The sequence below is a fragment of the Spiroplasma endosymbiont of Cantharis rufa genome (assembly GCF_964019665.1).
Taxonomy (GTDB): domain Bacteria; phylum Bacillota_I; class Bacilli_A; order Mycoplasmatales; family Mycoplasmataceae; genus Spiroplasma_A.
Genome location: NZ_OZ026459.1, coordinates 592306 through 615471, shown reverse-complemented (window position 1 = coordinate 615471; position 23166 = coordinate 592306). Strand labels below are relative to the sequence as shown.

24 protein-coding genes are annotated in these 23166 nt (G+C 22.4%); 4 read left to right on the top strand and 20 right to left on the bottom strand.

The genetic code is table 4. The features are described from left to right. Nucleotides 1–36: 36 nt before the first annotated feature. The 6 genes from AACL15_RS02715 to AACL15_RS02690 all read right to left on the bottom strand — a co-directional run bounded on the left by AACL15_RS02715 (nt 37) and on the right by AACL15_RS02690 (nt 7112). Nucleotides 37–888 (bottom strand): hypothetical protein, encoded by an 852-nt coding sequence (locus AACL15_RS02715; RefSeq protein WP_339035070.1) that lies wholly within the window; start codon nt 886–888, stop codon nt 37–39. Then, nucleotides 881–1582: an ABC transporter ATP-binding protein gene (locus tag AACL15_RS02710; RefSeq protein ID WP_339035068.1), complete on the bottom strand. Its 702-nt coding sequence runs from the start codon at nt 1580–1582 to the stop codon at nt 881–883. The genes AACL15_RS02715 and AACL15_RS02710 overlap by 8 nt, the downstream gene beginning before the upstream one ends. A 2-nt stretch (nt 1583–1584) precedes the next feature. Next, nucleotides 1585–4176, bottom strand: a complete 2592-nt coding sequence (locus tag AACL15_RS02705; protein ID WP_339035066.1) for an endo-beta-N-acetylglucosaminidase — start codon at nt 4174–4176, stop codon at nt 1585–1587. Nucleotides 4177–4245: 69 nt separating this feature from the next. Beyond that, a complete protein-coding gene (yqeH, locus tag AACL15_RS02700) occupies nt 4246–5550 on the bottom strand; it encodes a ribosome biogenesis GTPase YqeH (RefSeq protein WP_339035065.1) in 1305 nt (434 codons plus the stop codon). Continuing rightward, a complete protein-coding gene (locus AACL15_RS02695) occupies nt 5537–6121 on the bottom strand; it encodes a YqeG family HAD IIIA-type phosphatase (protein WP_339035063.1) in 585 nt (194 codons plus the stop codon). Before AACL15_RS02695 ends, yqeH begins: the two co-directional genes overlap by 14 nt. Before the next feature lie 55 nt (nt 6122–6176). Further along, nucleotides 6177–7112 carry a hypothetical protein gene (locus AACL15_RS02690; RefSeq protein ID WP_339035061.1) on the bottom strand — a complete coding sequence of 312 codons (936 nt, stop codon included), beginning with the start codon at nt 7110–7112 and terminating at the stop codon, nt 6177–6179. 91 nt (nt 7113–7203) lie between these two features. On the opposite strand from AACL15_RS02690, the gene AACL15_RS02685 reads away from it, so the two are divergent. Next, on the top strand, nt 7204–8037 hold the full coding sequence (locus AACL15_RS02685) for a hypothetical protein (RefSeq protein WP_339035059.1): 834 nt from the start codon (nt 7204–7206) through the stop codon (nt 8035–8037). Between the two features lie 12 nt (nt 8038–8049). Here the strand turns inward: AACL15_RS02685 and AACL15_RS02680 are convergent, their stop codons facing one another. Continuing rightward, nucleotides 8050–8844 carry a hypothetical protein gene (locus AACL15_RS02680; protein WP_339035057.1) on the bottom strand — a complete coding sequence of 265 codons (795 nt, stop codon included), beginning with the start codon at nt 8842–8844 and terminating at the stop codon, nt 8050–8052. Continuing rightward, the gene (locus AACL15_RS02675; protein WP_339035055.1) at nt 8816–9826 is read right to left on the bottom strand and encodes a hypothetical protein; all 1011 of its coding nucleotides are present in this window, start codon (nt 9824–9826) and stop codon (nt 8816–8818) included. The genes AACL15_RS02680 and AACL15_RS02675 overlap by 29 nt, the downstream gene beginning before the upstream one ends. A gap of 357 nt (nt 9827–10183) precedes the next feature. On the opposite strand from AACL15_RS02675, the gene AACL15_RS02670 reads away from it, so the two are divergent. Both AACL15_RS02670 and AACL15_RS02665 read left to right on the top strand, forming a co-directional pair. Further along, nucleotides 10184–10978: a hypothetical protein gene (locus AACL15_RS02670; RefSeq protein ID WP_339035053.1), complete on the top strand. Its 795-nt coding sequence runs from the start codon at nt 10184–10186 to the stop codon at nt 10976–10978. A 55-nt stretch (nt 10979–11033) separates the two neighbouring features. Continuing rightward, the gene (locus tag AACL15_RS02665) at nt 11034–11555 is read left to right on the top strand and encodes a hypothetical protein (protein WP_339035051.1); all 522 of its coding nucleotides are present in this window, start codon (nt 11034–11036) and stop codon (nt 11553–11555) included. A gap of 104 nt (nt 11556–11659) precedes the next feature. On the opposite strand, the gene AACL15_RS02660 is transcribed toward AACL15_RS02665, so the two are convergent. From AACL15_RS02660 to rpsU, 8 genes are all read right to left on the bottom strand, one after another. Continuing rightward, nucleotides 11660–12328 (bottom strand): DDE-type integrase/transposase/recombinase, encoded by a 669-nt coding sequence (locus AACL15_RS02660; protein WP_339033475.1) that lies wholly within the window; start codon nt 12326–12328, stop codon nt 11660–11662. 173 nt (nt 12329–12501) lie between these two features. Beyond that, on the bottom strand, nt 12502–12798 hold the full coding sequence (locus tag AACL15_RS02655; protein WP_339033477.1) for a hypothetical protein: 297 nt from the start codon (nt 12796–12798) through the stop codon (nt 12502–12504). A 245-nt stretch (nt 12799–13043) separates the two neighbouring features. Next, nucleotides 13044–13541, bottom strand: coding sequence for a hypothetical protein (locus AACL15_RS02650; RefSeq protein WP_339035049.1), 498 nt, complete (start codon nt 13539–13541; stop codon nt 13044–13046). A 98-nt stretch (nt 13542–13639) separates the two neighbouring features. Further along, nucleotides 13640–14164 (bottom strand): hypothetical protein, encoded by a 525-nt coding sequence (locus AACL15_RS02645; protein WP_339035048.1) that lies wholly within the window; start codon nt 14162–14164, stop codon nt 13640–13642. Nucleotides 14165–14245: 81 nt separating this feature from the next. Further along, nucleotides 14246–15190 carry a Holliday junction branch migration DNA helicase RuvB gene (ruvB, locus tag AACL15_RS02640; RefSeq protein WP_339035047.1) on the bottom strand — a complete coding sequence of 315 codons (945 nt, stop codon included), beginning with the start codon at nt 15188–15190 and terminating at the stop codon, nt 14246–14248. Beyond that, entirely contained in the window at nt 15180–15731 is a 552-nt protein-coding gene (locus AACL15_RS02635) for a hypothetical protein (RefSeq protein ID WP_339035045.1), read from the bottom strand. Before AACL15_RS02635 ends, ruvB begins: the two co-directional genes overlap by 11 nt. A 107-nt stretch (nt 15732–15838) precedes the next feature. After that, on the bottom strand, nt 15839–16252 hold the full coding sequence (locus AACL15_RS02630; protein ID WP_339035043.1) for a hypothetical protein: 414 nt from the start codon (nt 16250–16252) through the stop codon (nt 15839–15841). A gap of 193 nt (nt 16253–16445) precedes the next feature. After that, the gene (gene rpsU / locus AACL15_RS02625) at nt 16446–16610 is read right to left on the bottom strand and encodes a 30S ribosomal protein S21 (protein ID WP_162684848.1); all 165 of its coding nucleotides are present in this window, start codon (nt 16608–16610) and stop codon (nt 16446–16448) included. A gap of 123 nt (nt 16611–16733) precedes the next feature. Here rpsU and coaBC point away from each other — a divergent pair, with 123 nt between their 5' ends. Beyond that, nucleotides 16734–17909, top strand: coding sequence for a bifunctional phosphopantothenoylcysteine decarboxylase/phosphopantothenate--cysteine ligase CoaBC (coaBC, locus tag AACL15_RS02620; protein ID WP_339035038.1), 1176 nt, complete (start codon nt 16734–16736; stop codon nt 17907–17909). A 7-nt stretch (nt 17910–17916) separates the two neighbouring features. On the opposite strand, the gene AACL15_RS02615 is transcribed toward coaBC, so the two are convergent. From AACL15_RS02615 to AACL15_RS02600, 4 genes are all read right to left on the bottom strand, one after another. Then, nucleotides 17917–19713 (bottom strand): PTS transporter subunit EIIC, encoded by a 1797-nt coding sequence (locus AACL15_RS02615; protein ID WP_339035036.1) that lies wholly within the window; start codon nt 19711–19713, stop codon nt 17917–17919. 57 nt (nt 19714–19770) lie between these two features. Continuing rightward, nucleotides 19771–21921 (bottom strand): hypothetical protein, encoded by a 2151-nt coding sequence (locus AACL15_RS02610; RefSeq protein ID WP_339035035.1) that lies wholly within the window; start codon nt 21919–21921, stop codon nt 19771–19773. A gap of 343 nt (nt 21922–22264) precedes the next feature. Continuing rightward, complete coding sequence (locus AACL15_RS02605; RefSeq protein ID WP_339035033.1) at nt 22265–22699, bottom strand: hypothetical protein; 435 nt, start codon at nt 22697–22699, stop codon at nt 22265–22267. A 43-nt stretch (nt 22700–22742) separates the two neighbouring features. Beyond that, nucleotides 22743–23126, bottom strand: coding sequence for a hypothetical protein (locus AACL15_RS02600; protein WP_339035031.1), 384 nt, complete (start codon nt 23124–23126; stop codon nt 22743–22745). Between the last annotated feature and the right edge of the window lie 40 nt (nt 23127–23166).

The window sequence follows — 23166 nt, the reverse complement described above, 5'->3', positions numbered from 1 at the left end:
TTTTTTACTTGATTAAAAACATATTTTACAAAAATCTTATTTTTTATTATTTCAATTAAATGAGAAATATGCTCCAATTAATAAAATTAATGTATACATTAGTCCAGTTAAACTAACTAAAGTTAAATTATAATTAAAACTGACTATTTTTCTATCACTATTTTCAATTATTCAACTTAGATTTTTAGCAGATGAACTTATTAGTCCAATTCAAACTGAGTTTTTTTGAGGAAATAAATAACTAAAAATAACAACTCACTTATTTATAGCCATTAAATCAATTGGTAATAAATTATCTGAAAAAACAATACATAAAATAATTATTATTATTGTTAAACTTTGTGATAATGCAACACTTTTAATTAAACCACTTATTATTGTTCCAATGGCAATTGACATTAAAATATTTAAACTAATTGCATATAAAATTCCTAATCATTCACTAAAACTAATTAAAGCAAAAGAAGAAGCAATACTTTCATCTACTGGTTTAACGTATAAAAGCCCTAATATTTCAATAGTAAAAAAACCAACTATAAACGCTACAATTCCTGCTAAGAAATTAAAAGCTCAAATACTTACTAGAAACTCCATTTTAGAAATTCCAGCACTATGTACTCTTTTTAAAAAAACTGAATTTTTTCACTCAGAAATAGAAATGTTTACTAAAAATACAATTGAATATGTTGGAATCATCATAAATAAGAACAATTTTGTTGGTTTATAACTTGCATTCATACCTCCAGTAAATCATGTAAATACACATAGAAAGAATATTGGTATAAAGAATAAATAAACATAAGTTCTAAAATTTTTTAAAATTGAGCTCGATACTAAAAGAAAATTGTTAAAAAGGTTTTTATTAAATTTAACAAATTTGTTATTCATTATTTTCAAACTCACTTTCATAATATTTAATTAACATTTTTCTTATACTTCCATGTTTTTTAATAATATTTTTAATTATATCGTCTAAATAAACTTCACCATTTTTTAAAATTATTACTCTATCACATATTTCCTCAACTTCTTCAGGATTATGAGATATTAATACAATAGTTTTTCCTTCACTTTTTAATTTTTTAAAAAAAGAAATTAATTTTAATTGCATTTTTAGATCCAATCCAGATATCATTTCATCTAAAAATATAAATTGTGGATTATTTATAACAGCTAAAAAAGCATTAACTCTTTGTTTCTGCCCGCCACTTAAATTATTTAAATCTTTTTTTAAAATTTTTTCTATTTCAAAAATTTTAATTAGTTCTTTTGTATTTTCATCTATTTCTTTAAATCAATTTTGTTTAAAAAACTTAACTAATATTTTAGAATTAACTCCCATTGGTCACATACCCTCTTGAAATTGAATTCCAACTTTTTTATAAATATTTTTTTCTCCATCAATAAGTATCTCACCACTACTTGGCTTTATTTGACCAACTATTACTTCCATTAATGTAGTTTTTCCTGCGCCATTTGAACCTAAAATTCCAAGACACTCTCCACTTTTAATTTCAAGATTTATATTTTTAAGAACTTTATATTTTCCAAAGTTCTTAGATAAATTTTTTATTTCTAACATTATTACCCCTCCATTTTTAATTTAATTCATTTAATTTCCCTAGTTGCATTATTTTGTATTTTTATATACATTTCATTAGTATCGCTTGGAATATCTTTTACAAAATAATCGTTAGAGTTAGTCTCCCCAACTCTAATTAATTTATTTTTTTGTTTAAAATAAACTTCATAATAAGAGTAGATATCTTTATCTTTTAATAAATTTTCAAAATTAAGTCTAATATTTTGAAAATTATTTCCTCTATCAATTAATAATTCTGATTGAGCTTTTAAATTTGAATTACCCTCTAAATTTTGATCAATGTTTTTAGAATTAACTGCTAATTGTCCTATATTAATTTTATTTTTTTCTTTTGAAGATTTAAATTGTAAACCAATTTTACCTATTATCCCCCCAGATGAATACGGAGTTATATTAGCTATTATCTCTTTTCAACCATCGTCTAAATTCTTGATATCCATATTTGAACTTGACTTTATAGTTGAATTATTTGAATTTATTTCTTCATATACAATACTTTCATTTGAAAGCTGATTATTTGATTTATATACAATTGAAACTGTTAAAGGTTTATTATCTTTATAATTACTTCCCATAATCATTCAATTATAATTTTTGTTTGTATCAAATGTTGCCTCATTGATTTCTCCATTTGTTTCAATTGCATTTGGTTTTTTAGAACCTAGTGCAATTGAATTACCTTTTAAATAAGGATTAAGATAATCATAATAACCAGTAATATCTACACTCTTATTAATTTGTTGTTTTTGGCCAAAATTATCATTTTCCAAAATCATTCATTTATATGTAGGTTGGACATCAGCTATATTTGTATTACTTCAAGGGTAATTTTCTTCAATAATTCTTTCTTTGTTATCATTTAATGAAACAAATTTTGAACCATTACCAGTTGAAAAATTTGTAAAAAATGACTTATTAAAATCATTTAGGACAGTTCTTTCATTTACTAAATTCCCTACTCCATAACTTAAATCATCATCAAAAGTAGATTCATTATAAGAAATAGAACCTCTATCATCATTTGATAGCTGTCTATTTTTTCCAGTATAAATCATGTCATCATAATAATTTTGTAATGTCATTCCATAAATATCATTTTCCTGATTAGGAATTCCATTATTAATTTTATCCATTTCTTGTTGTGCTAAATCACTTGCTGTATGTGCAGCAAAAATAGCTAGAGAATTATAAGAATCAGCTTTGTTTGAGTTATTTTTAATATAGGTCCATTTATTGTTATTTTTGTCATCTTTTTCTCTTGAAACATCATTAGATTTATACTCATTTCCATTTTCATCAAAATGTTTATAAACAAGGTCTCTAAGATCTCTCTGACCTATTTTATTTTTATCATAAAATATTTTTCCATTAATTCAGCCACCCAAATTATACATATTAAAAATTTTATGAGAATCTTTTTCTATTTTATTTTTCTTTATATAATCCAGAGATTTATTTGTAGTAACTCCGAAATCACTTAAAAAATAATTTGTATTTTTTTGAAGAGCTTCTGACTCTTGACTTGCTGTTTTATCAGTTGAATCTAATTCTAGATTTCCATTATTTTTATATGAAAACAATACTAATTTCCTAATATTATCATCTATTGAATACTTAACTTTTTCGTTTCATTGTTGCATAATTTCAATAACAATTTTATATCCTAGAATATATCCATCCTCAAAATATCCATTTGGTTCATTATTTCAAAATCACCCATCAAAACCTAAATTAGCTGCCATATTAATTAAAATATCAACTATTAAATAATTTCCCTGTGCATCTTTTTTTAAAAATTTTTCTAATATTTCCTTTTTAAGACCATGATAACCATCAAGAAAAATATTTCCTAAAATTCTAGTTCCATTTATATGTGCTTTTTCAATTTCATTTTTAGCTGGAGGAATAATTATTCCCTCATCAGCTGCACCTGCTCAACTAACCATAATATCATTGTATTGATAATTATTAAAACTTCTTGCATAAGTTCTTTTATTTCCGATAATAGTATTTTCATTAGAAGTACTATTAATAATTGTTGTCATATTCATTTGTTGAATTTTTTCATCTTGATTTTCAACTCATTTTGAAGCAACATTAGTTCTTTTTTGAAGTTCAATTCTTGATTTATTATACTTAGCATCCAAATCTGATTTGTAGTTTCATTCTAATATACTATTTACTTTATCAAAAATTTCATTTCTTTGAATTTCCATTATATCTTTTTTTCTGTTACCATTTGGTAAGAATTTTGAATTTAATGGTACACCAGTTGGTGCTTGCTTTAAAACTTCTGAGGATGTTTTAAAACCTGTATTTAAATATTTATAATTTAAATATCTATTTCTTTCTTTAATTTTTAACTTTATTCCTTCATCTGACACTGATGAAGGAATATCGTGTAATATCCTTTTACTTTTATCATAGTATGGTTCCTCTTGTTTTCAGTTATAATCTAAAATTTTTGAAAGATCCGTACCATAATTAGTTTCATTGCTTCCACAAGAAACTGTATATGCTAAAAAAGGTATTACAATTGTTATTGATAACAATACAAATACTATTTTTTTCATTCATTTTATTCCCCTCAAAATAAATTTAGCAAAAAAAAAAAAAAAAGTAAATAACTTTTTTAATTTTTTTTATATCAATGCTTCTAACTGACTTACTTTTATTCCATATTCTGTTTTAGGTACAGTTATTTCTAATTTCATACCTTTATAAGTCTTAAAATTTATTCAACCCAAACCTGAAATATGTAGATCTATTTTTTTCTCATCATTGTATACAAAACTGTGAACTTCAAAATCACTATCACTTGAAAGTAATCTTGGAGATAAATTGTAACGATTCTTTTTAAAGTATTGTTGTGCATTTACTTTTTTTGTTCTATGTAAAGGCATTTGTTTATTGATATAAAAATGAAAATTAGTTTTAGTTGGTTTATGATTTTTTTCATTAATTGCTTGACCTTCAACAAAACTAAATCATGCAAGTCCTCCATAAAAAATTGATTGACCAGCATTTAACTGATAAGTAACTTGCTTAATTTCCTTTTTAAAAAAGAAAAAATCTCAGTAATTTGGTGCAGTTGCAATAGCTATATGATTGTGTTTTACAAGACCAGGTGTATCATAAACAAAGTTATTCTCTGTAAAGTTAATTTTAATTTTATCTAAAGTTGTATTAACATATTTTGAAGTAACAATTGAAGGAATTTGATTATTATATGTTAGACAAGCATTTATTAAACTTGATTTACCAGCGTTTGAAATTCCAACAATATATTGATCATACTCTACTGATTTTAATTCATTTACTAATGGAAAAATATAGTCAGCTTTAAGAGATGAAGTAAATATTATTTTTGAACCAGCAATTGGTGAATCTTCAAAGAATTTTTTAACATAATTTAAAATTTTTAATTTTTTTACTGATTTTGGGAATAAGTCAATTTTATTAACTAAAATAACGACTTCCTTTTTTGATATTAATTTTTCTAATCAAGTTAATCTACTTCCAGGTAAATCAAACATATCAACTACATAGTAATATCTAATTTTATTTTTAGTTTGATTTATTTCATCAATGATATCAATAAAATCCTTATCATTAATTTCTTGTTCTACTAATTTATTGTAGTACTTTATCTTAAAACATCTTAAACATAAATCTTGTTTTTCAATATTTAAACTAAATCCTGGTAATCTTTTATCAAGAGTTTGCAACTCTTTTCCACAACCAATACATTTTTTAGGTGCTTGTGATTGATAGTTTGTAGTATTACCAATACCAGGTTTAGCTTCTGTTAAACTAACTTTACTTCTTTGTTTAATTTTAATTGATTCTGCTTCTTCACTATTAGCATTAATTTGTAAGGCCTTATCTTCCAAATCTTCCAATTGTTTTTCAATTTCATTTAATTTTTCATTATTAGAGAATTTCATAGTTACCTCCAATTTCTCCTTCATTATAGAATCCCTCATGTAAGATATTTTTTTGTGACAATTTTTTCAAAATATGTTTTTCTAAAAACTGTATTGTTTTACTTTCCTCTTTATTTCTACTTAAGGGTGAGACTAAGATACTTTTAATATGTGCTCTATTTGCAACAAGTACATCTGTAACAAGTTGATCACCTATTATAATCATTTCTTCTTCTTTATATTTAAATAGCTTTTTAACTAATTTCATCTTACCTAAAAGTGGTTTTTTGCAATCTCAAAAGTAATTTTTAATTCCTGCTTTTTTGGCAAAATTTTCGACCCTACTTCTAATATTATTAGAAAATAAGACAAATTCCATATTGTGTGAATAAACGTTTTTAATAAAATTTAATACATTTGGTGAAGGAATTCTTTCGTTTCACCCAATTAATGTATTATCCATATCACACATTATTAGTTTTATTCCACTATTTTTTAGTGAGTCCAAATTTATCTTTTCATAACTTTCAAGATAGATAGAGGGTTTAAAATAATTTAACAATAATAAATTTCTAGATTTTTTATTTGACATTAAAAACACCTCACATTATTAACTTAATTATACCAATTTTATTGTTTTATAAATCTTAAAATTTTTTAATATAAGTATTTTTAGCATAAGGAACTTGTGTAAATTCATATACAAAAGATAAAAATTCTAAAACTTTTAAGACATCATTATAGCAATGGTCAATTACTCTTTTTATATTCTTATTCATTGCTTTAAACTCTTCATATTCCATTTTTCTATTAACTGATCTTGAAAAAAATGAATATGCACTACAACACATTGTATAAATATCATCTTTTTCATCTTTAAAGATATTTTGATTAATATCTTCAAATCAATCAAAAAATTTTTTTGTTCCTGTTAAAGCAATCATTTCATTACTTTGTTTTCCTGCAGGTAGATTTTCACGTTTTCAAAATTCTTCGCCTAATTTATTAGTATTTGAAAATGAAAAAGTATTCTCTAAAATATCATAAATATCAAAATAATTAGCATTTAATTCTTTACTATCTTTATTATAAAAAGCCATTTTTAATGTTTTTCTTGCAAATAATCTTTTATTATCATTAATTCATTTATTAATAATTTTTACATCATTGCTAGCCCCAGCACAAACAATTGTTCTGATTTCCTTATTTCGACACATATTCAAAAATGAAATAATCATTTTTGAATATTGATCAAAAAAGTCATATGCTTTATCATTAAAATTTCTTTTAATTGTAATTGATTTAATTGCTTTTTTATTATCTCTGTTTGAAATCTCTTTTAAAGATTTGGCAAAAGAATACTGTATGACATAAACTAAATCTTTATTATTGTCATCATATAGTTTTTTCTCATTTTCACCATTATCATGTGAATGATTAAAAAACTCAGTATCTAAAACAATTATTGGAAACTGAATGTTTTCCAGAATCTTTTTAGAAGCTTCTCTGTCAAATCTAAAGTTTTGGTTTTCATTAAGTAAAAAGTAGCCCTCATCAATTATTTTTATTGAATTCCTTTTCATATTAATCCCTACTTTAAAAAGATAATATCATATTTTTAGGTATATAATTTTTATAAATATAAGTTATTATATTTATAAAGGTGAAAAATAAATGCAAAATTCAAATAATTTTAAAAAATATTTAGATGAAATTTCAGTAAAATGATTCAAAAATTTTATAATAGAAAAAATTGAAGGTTTTAGAAATGGTTTTATAGAAGATAATGAGCCAGGTTTTGGAGACTTTACTCCTGATTTAAATGTCACATCTTATATTTTAAATAATGTAAAAACTGATATTGAAACTATTAGTAAATATATTGATATCAAGGAGTTTATTGAAAAATATAGTTTAAATATCAAAAATAGTGAAGATCTTAAAAGTATTGGTAATGCTGCCCAATCAGAATTATTAGAAACAATAGAAAAAAATCCTAATAATATTCAAGAAAAAATAACTGAATTGATAATGAAAATGCAAATAAACAATATAACTAAAAATCTAGATAAATCTTTAAAAATTATTGAAACTTTACTTAATAAATTAGGTGAAGATACTTCAATAAATGAAATTGAATATGAAGATTTAGAATATATTCTTCAAAAAAATTTAGAAAAAACATTAAAAAAATTAAAACAGTGAAATCTTGAAAATCCAAAACAAAGTGACTTTTATAAAGAAGAAATGGTTATAGTTGAAAATGACCCTGACTTTCAAAAAAGAAAAGAAGCAAGTGAAATTATTGAACATTACTTTGGTAATATAATTGGTCAAGAAATTGAAGAGAACGAAATTGAGGGACTTTCAGTTGAGAATATTAATGAAAACTCTAAAATTATTATATTTAATAAAGGAATCATGATTAGCGAAGAACTACGTGGAAAAATTGAGTTAATTAGCTGTATTTTTAATAATAGTAAAGAGTTTAAAAAAAACAATGTCTAAGGACATTGTTTTTTAAATGAATTTATACCTAAATCCATCAATAATCATAAATTCTTCTTGAGTACTACTATTTTTTTCAAAAGTTATTTTACCTGTTAAATCTAAAGATAATTTTGTTTTTGCTGATCAAGTTAGTTTAGAAATAAATGCTTTTTTTTGATCTTCATTTAATGTACCTTCGATTTCATAGTCTCAATCGCCTTTTTCATTCTGTTTCTCTAATACTTTTAATCTAAAATTAATTCCATCAATTATTTTATTTATAAAATTAAATGTTTCACTTTTATTTAAAGGATTTGAGTTAGTTAGGGATGCTAATACTTTTCCTTGGTCTTTTCATCCCTTTTTTATAGTTAAAGCTAAATCTGATTCAACTTTTGTACTATAGGCTCCATCAACATTTTTAACAACTATTGAGTTTAAAAAAATATTTTCTACAATAATTGTCATTCCTGTAAAATAATAAGAATTTTCTATTATACTTGGATTATAAATTTCTGTTAATATCTTTATAAATTCAGCTTCAGTTGGATTATCTAAATCTAACTCAACTTTATTATTTGCTATTTTATTTGAAGATAAACTTGATTCAAAACCATTGTGTTCTCATGAATCATTTATAAATTCCAAATATTCAAGATTATATAATTTAATAGTCTCATTATCTTTGAAAAATATATTTATGTCATTTGTAAAACCAGTAAAACTTTTCGATGCAATAGAAATTAATGGGTCACACGAAACACTCATAATTGCTGAAGTTGGTATTATAAATAAACTAGATAGAATATAAATTATTTTCTTCATTTTCTTCCCCTTTTATATTAATTTCTATAGAAATTTTATCAATTTTTATACTATCTATATTAAAACTTTTTAAGTTAATTGACTCATACTTTTCTTGAGTATTTTCTAATTCTTTTTCTTCAGTTTCATTATTATTTAATTTAAAGTCTAAATCCTGTTGATAGTAATAAAATAAGTTTTTTACAATGTTTATTTTTTCCATTTTTTTTGTATTATCAACATCTTCAAAAGATATTTTTAAAATATTATTTATCTCTTTTTCTTCTGCGTTATCTTCAATTATTTCTTCAGTTTCAATATTAACTGATTCAGCCAAAAGTAAATTTTTAATAATTTCTTCATTTAAAATAAATTCTTTATCAAAAAAATTAAATGTTGTATTAATTTTTTTATCCTTCTTTTTATCAATTATTTCTAAACTATTTTGTTTGGATCAAAGAATTAAATTTTCTTCTTTTCTATACTTTCCAAAAAAATATATATTTTTTGAATAATCTAAACTTAACTCTAGATTTGAATAGTCATAAAAAATATTTCTCTTTTCATTAGGTTCTATATTAAATCATTGAGCCAAATCATCCAAAGCATATTGTGTCATTATTCTATCTTTTATATTATTATCATTTCCAACATTACCATATTGGTCTAAACTAAGTTCATTACCAAAAAAAATATTATCTCCATCGCAAATAAATTCAGCACAATTTAATTTTAATTCATTTCCACTTAAATTAAGTAGTTGCGCTTGTTTTTCAATTTTAGGCTCTGGCTCTGGAATCCCAAGTTTTTTTTCTAAATCAGGAAGCATAGAAAATTCTTTTATTTTAGTGTTATTCTGATTATTAAAAACTGTTTGAAATGCTTTATTATAGTTAGTCTCATAAAATCTATTACTATTTTCAGTGTTCCCGCAAGCCACAACTGCAACTGTTGTTGAACTTAACAAAGTTAAAATACTAAAAAAATTAATTACTTTTTTCAAATTTATCACCTTTTAAAATTATAACAAATAAAAAAAGAAATTTATATTCAGTTGAATTTAATTTTCAAAGCATAAAAAATAAATCTTCATTTATGTATTTTTAAAAGTTATCTACATTTTTTTATTTTAGCTAAAATACCTTCTACTCGATTTAAAAAAATATTAGTAAATATTTAATAATCTAGTTTTACTACTTAAGTTAATTTTATAGGTTTTTATAATTATTTTTTTGGTTGTATTTTATAATATATAAAATTTTTTACGTCCATATTCAGAGGTTATTTTTTTAATACACAGAAAAAGGTAACCTAAGTTTACCAGTAGTTTTACTACTGGTTTTTTTAATGAAAGGAAAAAATGAAAAAAACAAAATACAGTAAAGAATTAAAAATAGAGGTTACAAAAAAGTTTAATCAAGGTCATACACCAAAAAAATTAGTAGAAGAATACAATTTAACTTCTGGAGTACAATTAGTTTATTTATGAAATAGAAAATACTCAAATTTAAACTATAATAATACTAACTTTTGTAAGGAGTTTAATATAGTGGCAAATAAATTGAAAAAAGATTTTAAAGATAAAAGTATAAAAGAATATGAAAAAGAAATAGCTAAATTAAAGAAACAATTAAAGGAGTCAAATGAATTAGTACTACTTTCAAATGCAAGATATGAAATTCTGGAAAAGTCCATTCCTTCTTGCACAACGGAGATGATCATCAACATGATGAAAATGAGCAAGAAGGACTTAATTCAGATAACAAAGACAAAAATTTATAAGCATTATTCTTTTTGCATAATATACAAATTTGAAGCGTTATATGGAATGGGAACTAATAAATTAATTAATTTCTTTTATGTATCTAAACAAGGTTATTCAAAATTTAAAAGAAGATTTGTTCTAATGTCACCAATAAAAATTTTCAAAGAAAAATTATCATTACCTAATTTTCCAATTTTTCAAAGAAAAGTTTTAAAAAATGCTAATTTTTATATTGAACAATACTTCAAAACCTTTAAAGGCTTTGTTTCAGGTGCTAATATAATTAATAAATGAATTTTTGAAACTTATAATTTAAATATTTCAATTAGAGAAATAAGAAAAATTCAAAGAGAAAATATATTTAAAATGCCTACTTTTTCAAAGAAATAAGAGAAATAACTTAGGTATCAATAAAAGTAATAGTTATATTAGAAAAGATTTAATTATGAATAATTTTAAAAAGAAGAATGTTATTGGAGTTGATGGAAGCCATATGAAAATAAGAATCAAAGGAGTATTAGAAAATCAAGTTGTCATTTTTGGATACAATTGATCTAATAACAATATAGTTTCTTATTCCTTCGATAGAACAGAAAATAGTAATAATGCTTTTAAAGTTTTTAATAAAATTAAAAATTATGTTAAGAACTTCTCAATATCCAAATTTTTAATACAAACAGATAGAGGCACAGCATTTGCCAATAAAATGATATTTAGTTTTGTTAATAAGAACAGTAATTTTTTAATTCATTCTATGTCTGAAGCGGGTTTTAAACATAATGCTCCAACCGAATCACTTAATGGATGAGTGAAAAATAAATTTTATAAACAATATAGTAATGAATTTACTTCAATGAAGGATTTTCATAATAAGTTCGCAAATTTTGTAGAAATGTGAAATTTAAATCATGATTTTAAATATAATATAAATAGAAAAAAACAGTTTGCAAATATTGCAAACTGGTAAACTTAGGGTATCGCATTCTCACATTTTAATTTAAAAATTTACTTAAATATATATATTATTGAAGTAAAAAAATATTAGTTGTACTGTTCCTTTTTTTCGGACACCTATATTTTATAACTAACTCTATTATTATTATAAAAATATTGATACATTTTCAAATTATAAATATATTCATTTACAACATTGTATTTATATCCTTCCTTAATTGCTTCTCTTTTAAGAGTACTTCAAAAACCTTCAATATATCCATTGTCCGTTGATCTACCAATTCTAGACATACTTAAGCCAAAACCAAATCACATTGTAGCTAAGCGATATTGATAAGATTTAAATTCTGAGCCATTATCAGAGTGAATAATTGAGTTTGGTTTAAAAGTTCCAAACTCATTAACCATATTAAAAAATGACTCTAATACTAATTTCATACCTTTAATATTTTTAGTTACCAAACCATAAACTTTTTTAGTGTTTACATGATAAAAAGCACAAGTATATAGTTTGCATCCTGCTATTATTTTCTCTGTAATATCTACAGAGAAAATATCTCCATATTTTTTCAAATCTGTTTGATATTTGAATAATCTAGGATACTTACCAATTTTTTCTGGAGTAACTGATTTATTCTTTTTTATTTTATAGTTATTAGGTTTTAACTTTAGAAACTTCATTATTCTCAGAATTTTTTTATGACTACAATTTAAATCTAAATACTTCAATAATCTTCTAGATCCATAGATTTTAACTTCATTTTTATAAACATCATTAATTCTCAAAACTAAATCTCAATTAATAGCCTTAATTTTTGGTTTACCTTTTGATATTCAATCATAGTAAGTACTTTTTGCTAGATCAATTAGTCTGCAAAGTCTTCTAATTGCAATATTTGGGTATTTAATTGTAAAGTTATAAACTACTTTTGATTTAAATGTGTTTAACTCTCACTTATTTACTTCTTTCTATCAATCATTTCTCTTAATTCTTTAAACATTTCATCTCTTAATTTGAAATCTTCACTCTCTCTTTTTGATTTTTTAAGCTCTTTTTTTAAATTTATAATCTCCTCATTATTGGCTTTAAAGGACTTTTTAAATCCATTTCTTCCATTTTCATCATAAATTTTTATTCAGTTTTTTAATCTTGATTTATCAATTCCTACTGCTTTTGAATACTGCGTTAATAATAAATTGGATTTATAAAAATTTAATACTAATTCAATTTTTTGATTTATTGAATACTTAGTCAAAATAAAACCTCTCTTCGTTCACAAATATTTTATATCAATATATAAAGTATTTTTAAAATGTGTCCGAAAAAAGGTTACACTACATAAAAAAATATTAGTTCTAAATATTTTAAATTATATTTATTATTTGTCTTTAAAAATTTATCCTTTTACTTTTTAAGAAAAAAGAAAAAACTCCTTGTACACTTTAATGATATTTATACATTTTGTATACTTAGAGAATTAATCTAATATATTCACTATTATTATTTTACAACACCATCTTCTCAGAAATTAATTGCTAAAATATTTTTTATATACCTTATTGATATTTCTAAATCATTTATTGGTATTCTTAAATGACCATTTGTATTTCCGTTTGCAATATGAACTAAAATCAATTGAGGAATTTCAGGTTCAGAATTAATAAAATCAATTGGATCCATATTTTTTATTTCTTCGAAACCAGAGTTTTCGTACATTTCTCTTTTAAAAGAAAGAATTTCAGTTTCCATTCAATTTTGAATTAATCAATCTTTAATTTTATTATTCAATTCAGCTATATCATTTATATTTGAAGAAATAATTTCTAATGATCATTTAGGAAAAGTTCTTATTAATTCTTCTAGAGATTTAATTATTAAAATTTCTCTAAAAATTTCACCGCTATCACCTTTACCTTGAATCATACAAAATGCTGTACCATCTTGAAATGTTACTTTACCTAAGCTTGATTTTTTTAAATTATAAACTTTCTTTTCCATAATAGCCCCTTTAAAATACAATTAACAATATTATACACTAACTTTTTATTAAAATTAAATATAAAAAATTGCCAAATTTACAAGTTAATAAAATTATTTTATTCTTTAATTATTTTTTTATCTTCATAATTATCAAGATAAGTTTTTGCAAATAAAATTCCAAATAATGAAGCTACTAATAAAAGTGAATTACTTAATCCCATCAGTAAAAAAAATATTAAAGATAAAAGTATTGAAAGCTCATCACCATTTTTAAAAACTTTAAAAATTATTGCCGGTAAAATTGAAATAAAAAGCCCTAGACCACTTGCACATAAACCAAAGATGTAACCAAATCTTTGAGATATTGATTTTCTTGAATTGATAAAAATTAAAATGAAAATTAAAAAAATAAATGATATAAAAGTTGCTAATAAAATTGTAATACCAATACCTTTTATTAAACTTAAACTTGCATCTAAATTTGTTTGTAATCATTTTCCTAAATCTAAAAAATATTTATAGCTACCTTCCATAAGAGGTTTTATTGATATTAATAAAATAGAAATAACCATTACATTTATTAATAAGGTAAGAATAAGATATATAGAAATGTTTGATAAAGTTCGTGAAATTCTTAACATGATAACTCCTTTTAATATGAATTTAATTTTAGCATTTTAAATATCTTGTTTATATTTTTTTTACATTTTAAAAATAAATACTTAAACTAAAATTTCTTTTTCTAATCATTGAATTGCTTTCTCAGTAATCTTTCTTCCTTTAAAGGTTTTCTCAACTAAAAAGTTTCTAATTAAAATTGGCTCTATTAATTTTATAATTATTTGTTGTTGTAATCCCATTACTTGTTGAATAGTTTGAATGCCTAATATTGAATGTTTATACAAGAGTTTTAAATAAGAAATTTCTTGATTTGTTAATCCAAATTTATATATTTCCAATTTTAAAAAAATGCTTTTAATAATTTTTATATCAATATTTTTAAGATCTAAAGTAATAATATAATCATAAATTCTTTTTAAAAGATTAATTGCAACTCTTGGAGTATTTTGACAAAACTTTGAAATATAATTTATTACTTCATTATTTAAATCTATTTCTAACTTCTTACAATTTAATTCAATTATATCTGCAATCTCATTTTCACTATAATGTTGAAAGTGAAATAATATGGGAAATCTATTTTTAAATGGCTCAGCTAATTTATTTATTTCTGTTGTTGCACCAACTAAAGTAAAATTTGCAACTTTTATATTTACAACTTTTGAGTTATATTCTTTACCCACTATTATATTTAATTTATTATCTTCTAACACTGGATACAAAATTTCAAAAACTTCTTTTGAAACAGAATGAATCTCATCAATGAATAAAATTTCATTTTCTTTTAAAGATGTTAAAGGTGAAATAATATCACTTGGTTTTTGTAAACTTTGACCATTTAAAATATAAATTTTTTTATTTATTATTTTAGAAACTAAATAAGCTAAACTTGTTTTGCCTAAACCAGACGACCCATAAATAAGAATATGATCTAAGCTTTTATTTCTTTTTTGAGCAGACTTTACAAATATATTTAAATTATTTATTATATTTGTTTGTCCAATAAATTCCTTTAAACTATTTGGTCTAAAAATATTATTTTCCATAATTGTTCAAACTTAAAATTGTTTTAGATAAAAGAATTTCTTCACTTAAATTTAAATCAATATTTTGAATAGCTTTATAAATATCAGATAATTTATACCCAAGTTTGTTTAAAGAATTTATTACATTCATTTGTTTTAAACTATATTTCTCATTAAATAATTTTAATCTTATTTCACTGATAACTTTTTTAGAAATACTTTCAGATAAATTACAAACTCTGTTCAGAGAATTTATATCCTGCTCTTTGCAAATTTTAATAAAATCTAACTCATTTAAATTTCTAAATATTTTTTTAATAGTTGTTATTCCAATATTTTTAATATTTAAAATTAATTCTACTAAATCTCTTATTGATTTACTTTGAAAAAATAGTAAAGCATTAGAATAATCATTTTTATAATTTATAACATACAAAAGAAGCATTTTATTAAGTTGTAAATTCTCACTAAAAATTTTGTAACCTTTATAACCAATATTATTAACTTTTAATAAAAGAAAATCTTCATTTTGTTCTGTTATAGTACCTTCTAAATAATACATTAAAGTATCACCCCTATTACATAATCGTTATAAAATAAAAAAAACAAAACAAGTTTTGTTTTGAATATAATTTTTATAATAATTTAAATTTTATCAATATAAGTATTTTATTCTTCATATACTATTTTTATTTTTCTTTTTTTATTTTGTTTTAATTTCTCAATATTTTCTTTAAAGAATGCAATTCTTTCTTCTTTAATTTGACTTGCTCTTTTTTTATTAATTGGTTTCTTTTCCATTGCTAATTTTATTTTTAAATCTTCAACAGTAAAGTTTCTTCCATTATTTAAAATATCATGAATTCTTGCTTTATTTTTAATTGCCTTTTTAATTTCTTCAGGAAAATCCGCTAATTTAGAAGGTCCCGCACTATTTGACTTTCTTAATAATTCAATTTTTGAAATTTGATTATTTACTACTGCTTCTGGTTTACCAACAGTTCTGCCACTTTCAAGTTTTTCTAATGATCCAAGTGAATATAAATTGTTAATTGAATACGCTTTTTTGTCCTTCTTTTTCATTACACAATTTCTCCTTTAAAGTTTTATTATTACATATAATTATATCTTATTTGCTTCTATTAAGATTAGAAATAATAAAATAATTATTTTTTTATTTAACAAAAGAATTTATAAAGTTTTATAAAATATTTTAAAAATATTATGAAGTTGTAAAAATTAGCTTAAATCCAATTTTAAATAAAAAAAATTTGTTTTAACCAAATTTTTTGTTTTGTTTTTGTTTGTAAATACGTTTTTCTTTTTTACTTAAATGATATTCACGTCTTCTTGCTTCTGATTTATTTGAAGCAGCTACTTTTTGAAAACGTTTCAGTGCTTTTTCAATTGGTTCACCTTCGCGTACAACAACACTTGCCATTTTTTCAACTCCTAGTCAACAATAATTATAGATTGTAAATTGCTTTGTGTCTATATTTTTTGTAAAAAAAGTGAAAAAAGTGACAAAAAAGTAGATAATATTTAAAGAAATAGGTAAAAAATCATGAAAAAACAAATAAATTTAATAGTTACAGGAGGAATTGGAGCTAGTAAAGCTTTAAAACTATATCAATTATTGACAAAAAAATATGAAGTTAAGTTAATAACAACTAAAAATGCTAAAAAGTTTGTTAATTTTGGTGATATTAACTTTTTAGAGGACATATTTGATAGAAATTTCTATGATTCACATCATTATGGTGAACATATAAAAATTGCTTTTCAAAGCACTCTAAATGTGGTTTATCCTGCTTCTTACAACTATATTGGTAAAATTGCCAATGGAATAGCTGATGATTTAGCTAGTTTAATATTCTCTGTTTCAAATTACAAAACAGTTTTATTCCCAAGTATGAACTCAAATATGTATTTAAACCCTATTTTAGAGAAAAATAAGCATATTTTAGAGTCTAGTGGAAATGTTAAGTGAATTGAACCAAAATATGGTAAATTAGCAAGTGGTCATGAAGGAATTGGTAGATCATTAGAACCTGAGGAAGTTATAAAAGTTATTGATTTAGAACTAAACAGTTTTAAAAACTTATCAAATAAAACAGTTCTACTCAATTTTGGTAAAACTAGAAGTTATATTGATAAAGTTAGATATATTACAAATGCAAGTAGTGGTAAAATGGGCTCTGAATTAAAAAAAATCCTAAAAACAAATTGTAAGGCGTTAAAAACTGTGTTTGGTGATACACAAATACCAAATATTTCAGATAATGATAATATTTACGTAAAAACAAACTCTGAAATGCTAGAACAAATGTTAAAAAACTTTGATAAATCAGATATTGTCATTTGTTCAGCTGCTTTATATGACTTTGAAGTTGAAAATTATATAGATAAAAAAATAGAAAAAAGATCTCTTTCAAGCAAGGATTTAAATTTAACACTACTTCCTGCAATTGATATTTTAAAGGAATTGGGAAAAGTTAAAAAAAATCAATTCCTTGTTGGTTTTTCCTTAGCAAATGATTTTGATTTAGAAAAAGCTTGAAAAAAAGCACAAGAAAAAAATCTTGATATGCTAGTAGTAAATCTAGCAAATGCTATGGAATCAAATACTAATGAAATTAAAATATTATTAACAAAAAATAAAAAAGCTATTGAGTTTAATAAGGCAAAAAAAAGTGAAGTTGCCTTTAATATTATAAAAACAATTAATGATAATATTTAAAAAAGAACTATTGAAGTTCTTTTTTAAATATTTTTTTCTTATTTTTATTTGAAATAATAAAATTTAATATCTCAGTTTTTTCTTTATTGCTATCAATGATTGAAAAAATCATAGTGTCATCTTTTTTTTCAATTTTTTCAAAATGGTCGAATAAGTTTATTGTATTACTACTGTTTTTAAATTTAATAGTTAAGTCTTTTTGAGTTAACTGATAACTAAGAATGTTTTTAATTCCTCCAAAATCTTCAATTAATTTATAAATTGAGTCTCTCAATAACTTGGCATTTATCATATGATTATTTTTTTCACTACTAAATTTCTTAAATCAAAAGAAAGCAATAATAAATATAAAGATACTTGCAATAACTCCTATTATTGGAATTATTCATATTTTTGTATTTACTCCATTAGAAGTTGGAATAATACCACTTAATATAAAATCAAAAATACCAGTTGAAAATGATGTACCTAGTTTAACTTTTAACAATGAAGTTAACATTGCTAAAATACCATTTAAAGGACAATAAATAGCAAAATAAAATAAAGGCATTGAATAACAAAATAGATATTCTACAGGTTCTGTTACTCCTACAAGCATAGCTGTTAAAGCAGCTGTAATATATACACCCATTTTTGATCTTTTCTCCCCTTTTGGTGTCATTAATAACAAAGTTAATGATAAAGTTGGTAAAATAAAAATTGAGTTTATGTAACCTCCGGAAATAAATCTACTTACTCTTAGACCCACATTTCAACAATCATCAACGGTAATATATTTATTAGTTGAAACAATATTTCAAATAATTTGATCTCCACTTGGATTTGATTGAAAAATGCTTTCAGTTTCTTTAAATCAAATATTGATTGGAGTTTCAATTAAATTAAAATTACTCTCTCCTAAATAAGTTTTAAAAATAGTAGTAATTTCTTCTTGTCCAAATCCCTTTTCTTTAATATTTAAAAGTTCAGTTACAATAGCTAGATTTTCACCATGTGATTCTCTTAAAAGATATTGAATTAATAAGTCTTGCTGATATGAATTTAAATCACCACCTACTTGGGTATATCACATTGGAGATTGTCAAAGTAAATTTGAACCAAATGGTATTAACATTCTTTGTATTGTTCTAAATATAAAAGCATCTAATCCAATTGGTGATTTGGCAACAACACTTCCCATCATGGACAAAACATAACCAAATATTGGTCATACTATTATAAAAAAAGAAGCAAAAACCATTGAAAAAATAATAGTTAAAATTATTACAAATCTTTCTTTAGCAAAAAATTCTAAACCCTTTGGTAAATTTATATCTTTAAACTTCTTATAAATAAATATAACATAGGTTCCAACAAGAATGCCACCAATAACTCCTGAATTAAATGTTTCTAAGCCACCAAAAAATAATTTTGAAAGATAGAGGTTTTTTTGCAAGTCCTTTCAAAATCAAATATCAAATAAGTTTTTATTGACTGAATTATCTTTAATTGAAGCTCAAATAAAAACATTAAAGACTAAATAAGATAAAATCCCACAATAAACAGCAACTCCCTTATTTGAAGTAAAACCTATAATAATTGCTAGTGCAAATCAAATACCAATATTTGAAAATAAAATACTTCCGATATTAATTAGTAGATCTACTTTTGTAACATTTCCAATCGATAAAATAATTCCAAAAATAGGCATTAAAATAATTACAAAACCAAAACTAGTTCCTAATTTTTTCAAGAAACTTTTTGTTTTATTTTTTGTATATCATGATATATCAAATCCTCTAAATTGAGTTTGGCAATTTTCCATGATTTTTCCGCCTTTTATATGGTTATTTTAGCATAAAAAAAAGATATGTTAATCAACCTATCTTTTAACTAATTTATACTTACTTAAAACTATTTTAGATGAAGTATGATGATTTTTTTTCTTTTTAAGCTCTAACTCTTTTGATTCATCTTTTGTTATTATATTTAAATTTTTTCTGCTTTCTAAATATAAAATCCTTTTTTCATCACCCTCATATTGATTTTGATTTTTTAATTCAGTTGAAAAATTATTTTTATTTGCAAAAGATATTTTTTGACTAATAATTATTTCTTTTGAATTATTTCTTTTTGAATTAACTAACTTACTTTTATTTTTATTGGTTGTTGTTGTAACTGTAATCTCTTTTGTATTATTTACCAAGTTATTTGTGTTATTTTCAACACTAATTTCTGAGTTATTATTAACATTTTGTTTTTGACTTAACATTTTATTTTCTGTTAAATTATTTACTCCACTATTGTTTTCAACAATGTTTTCTGAATTATAATTAATAACTTTATTTTTATTAGTTGAGTTTTTCTTATTTACTGTATTATTTTCTTTTTTATCATTTAGTTGCTCAACATTTTTATTTTCTATGATTACTTGTAAGTTATTGTCCGGTTCTTGTAAAAGTTTTGATTTTTCTTTAATAGAATTTACTACTCTAAAAGCTTTTTGTTTTGAATTTAAGGACCTATTAATTGTTTCTGCCCTTCATTTTCTCTCAAGAATTTGAAAAGTAGTTTCAATTTTTCTTTTTTCTTTTTTAATAGTATCTTCAAAATTTTCATTAAGTTTTCTTTTTTTATTTTCCAGTTCTCTTAATTCAGAAATTTTTCTTTCTTCTCTTAATTTAGTAAGTTCTTTATGAAGGAACTCATTTTCTCTAATTAACTTCTCAATTTGTCTATCTTTAGCTCTTGCTTTCTTTTTAATTTTTTTAATAATTTTTTCAGAATTAGCTTCAAATAATAAGATATTATTTTTTTCTCCAGCTTCAGAAAGTTCAAGATCTTTTTGAAATTTATTACCTGTAATAAGTTCTCTATTATTTTTATTTTCAAATAAATAGTTATTAATTTCTTTAATAATTACTTTTGGTTCTGTAAGATTATTACTTTCCTTAGAGTTTTTATTCAATTTACTTTCAGTATTTTTGCTTTCATTAAGTATAAATTTTTGTGAATCCTTATTATTTGTAATTTCTTTTTTAACTGCTGAGTGATTTTGCTCAATACTGTTATAGATTACTTTATTATCAATATTGCTTTCAACTTTTTTCTCAACTTGATGAGTAATTTTATTATCTTTTAAACTATTTTCTAAATCTTGTGCTTTTTTTAGTTCTCTTTTCTCTGATTTATTTCTATATTCTTGTGTATATCTAGATCTACTCATATTATTCATTTCTTCTTGATAGTCATCAAATCCAGGAACATCAAAAAATGTCTCAAGATTAATTTCTATTGTTTTTAGAATTTCAGAGTTAAATTCACTTTCATCTAAATTACAAAGCTCATGAGCCATTTCTTTATAATCAAATTCATTCTCATCATTATAAAAATTTTCCTCTATAATTTCATCAGGAATTTTATCAATAGTTTTATAAGTAGTTATAGCATTTGATATTTTTTTTAATCTATTATTTGCAAATTTAGCAATATTTAATTTTAATTCTTGGGTAATTTCATCATCTTCAAACTTAGCTATTTCATATTGTTTTTGAGCTAACTTTATTTTTTCTTGTTCTTTTTGAATAGCCATCTGAATTTTTAATTTTTTGCTAGCAATATCTTGCATTTTATTTATATCTTCCATAGAACCAGTAAAACTATGCAAATTTTCAGAAATATTATTAATTGGTTGATATTTCTTTCTTAATGCCTCTTCATTAGTTTGCTTTTTTTGAAAAATTTGTTGAATTATTAATAGATTAGAATGACGCTTTTGCGAATTTAAATCTTGTTTTAAGTTTAAACCACCACTTTTTTTACTATTTTGATAAATAATAAAATCTTCTATTTCTAAAAGTTTTGTTATGTATCTGCCAATATTTTCTTTTGTTTCTTCACTTGAAGAAGAAAATTCAGTTGTAATAAGGTTTATAGTTGAAGGATTTATATTTAATTCAACTAAATCATCAATTCTCTTTCTGATTGAACTTGGTAAATTATAATCATCCATTTCAAATCCGTACTTTTTCATTGATAACCCCCCTGAAATACAAATATTATCTATATTATATCAAAAAAAATACCTTTTTATTAAAACCTTTCTTTATGACTTTATATAAATTATGAATTTAAGTTAATTGATAGAATAAATTGCTATTTTTGACTAAATCAGACTAAATTAACCAAAATTTACACTTTTTTAGCTATTTACTTTAATTTTTTATCTAATATTTACTATTATTTTTCTATTTAAGTTAATATGAGGTAGAACATCAATTTTCTACAATTTATTTAGTTTATTAAAATACTTTCCTTTTAAATAACTTAAAAGACCCTGTTCACACATTGTTACAAATCCAGCAATTAATAATTTTTTATTTATATTTTCTATCAATTAAATCTATTTCAATATCACATTGATTATAATATTTTGAATCTTTTTTTACACTAATTAATGCTTTTCCTATGTTATTTAAAAAAAAGTCATTTCTTTTTTGTTCAAATAACTGCTCTGGATATTTCAATATCGTGATTTCTAATTCCTGAACCCTAAGTTTGCTATTACCCTTTTCATATTTAATATCACAAAAATATTTTCTATTGTCCAATGATTTAAAAATAGTAGTTCTAACTATTTTATTTTTTAAATGATAATCTAAACTAATTTTATTTTTTCTTGATTTTCTTTTCTTATTTATTATTCTACTAATATCTCTATTTCAGCTTCATCTATTTGGTCAAATAAATATATAATATATTATTAACAGAGTTATTAATATTAAGTCAAATACTAATCATAAAACTTTCATTTTTTTACCTTTCAATATAATTTCTAATTAAATTTTAAAATAATTAATTAGGAGTTATTGTTATTTCTAATTTAGCTTGATTATAGTATTTAGAATCATTTTTAACATTTATTAATAATTTTCCATGTTTTATTATATCTTTTTCCTTATTATTTCTGGCAATAATTTTTTCAGGAAACTTTATTATTTCAGCATCTAATTCCTGAATTTGTAATTTCCTATTATATTTACTCATTTTTAAAAAATACAAATATTGATCTGCAGTTGTCTTTAAATAAGTTATTCTAATATTTTTATTTCATAAATGTTTTTCAATATTTATTTTCCTTTTTCTTTTCTTTCTTCTTCTATTAAGATAATAATCAGCATCCCGACTTCCCAAAATATTTAACACAATATCTGAAATAAAATTTAATGATATTCACATTTTATTTTTTACCTTTCCTTTTAAAAAAAATATAGTTTTT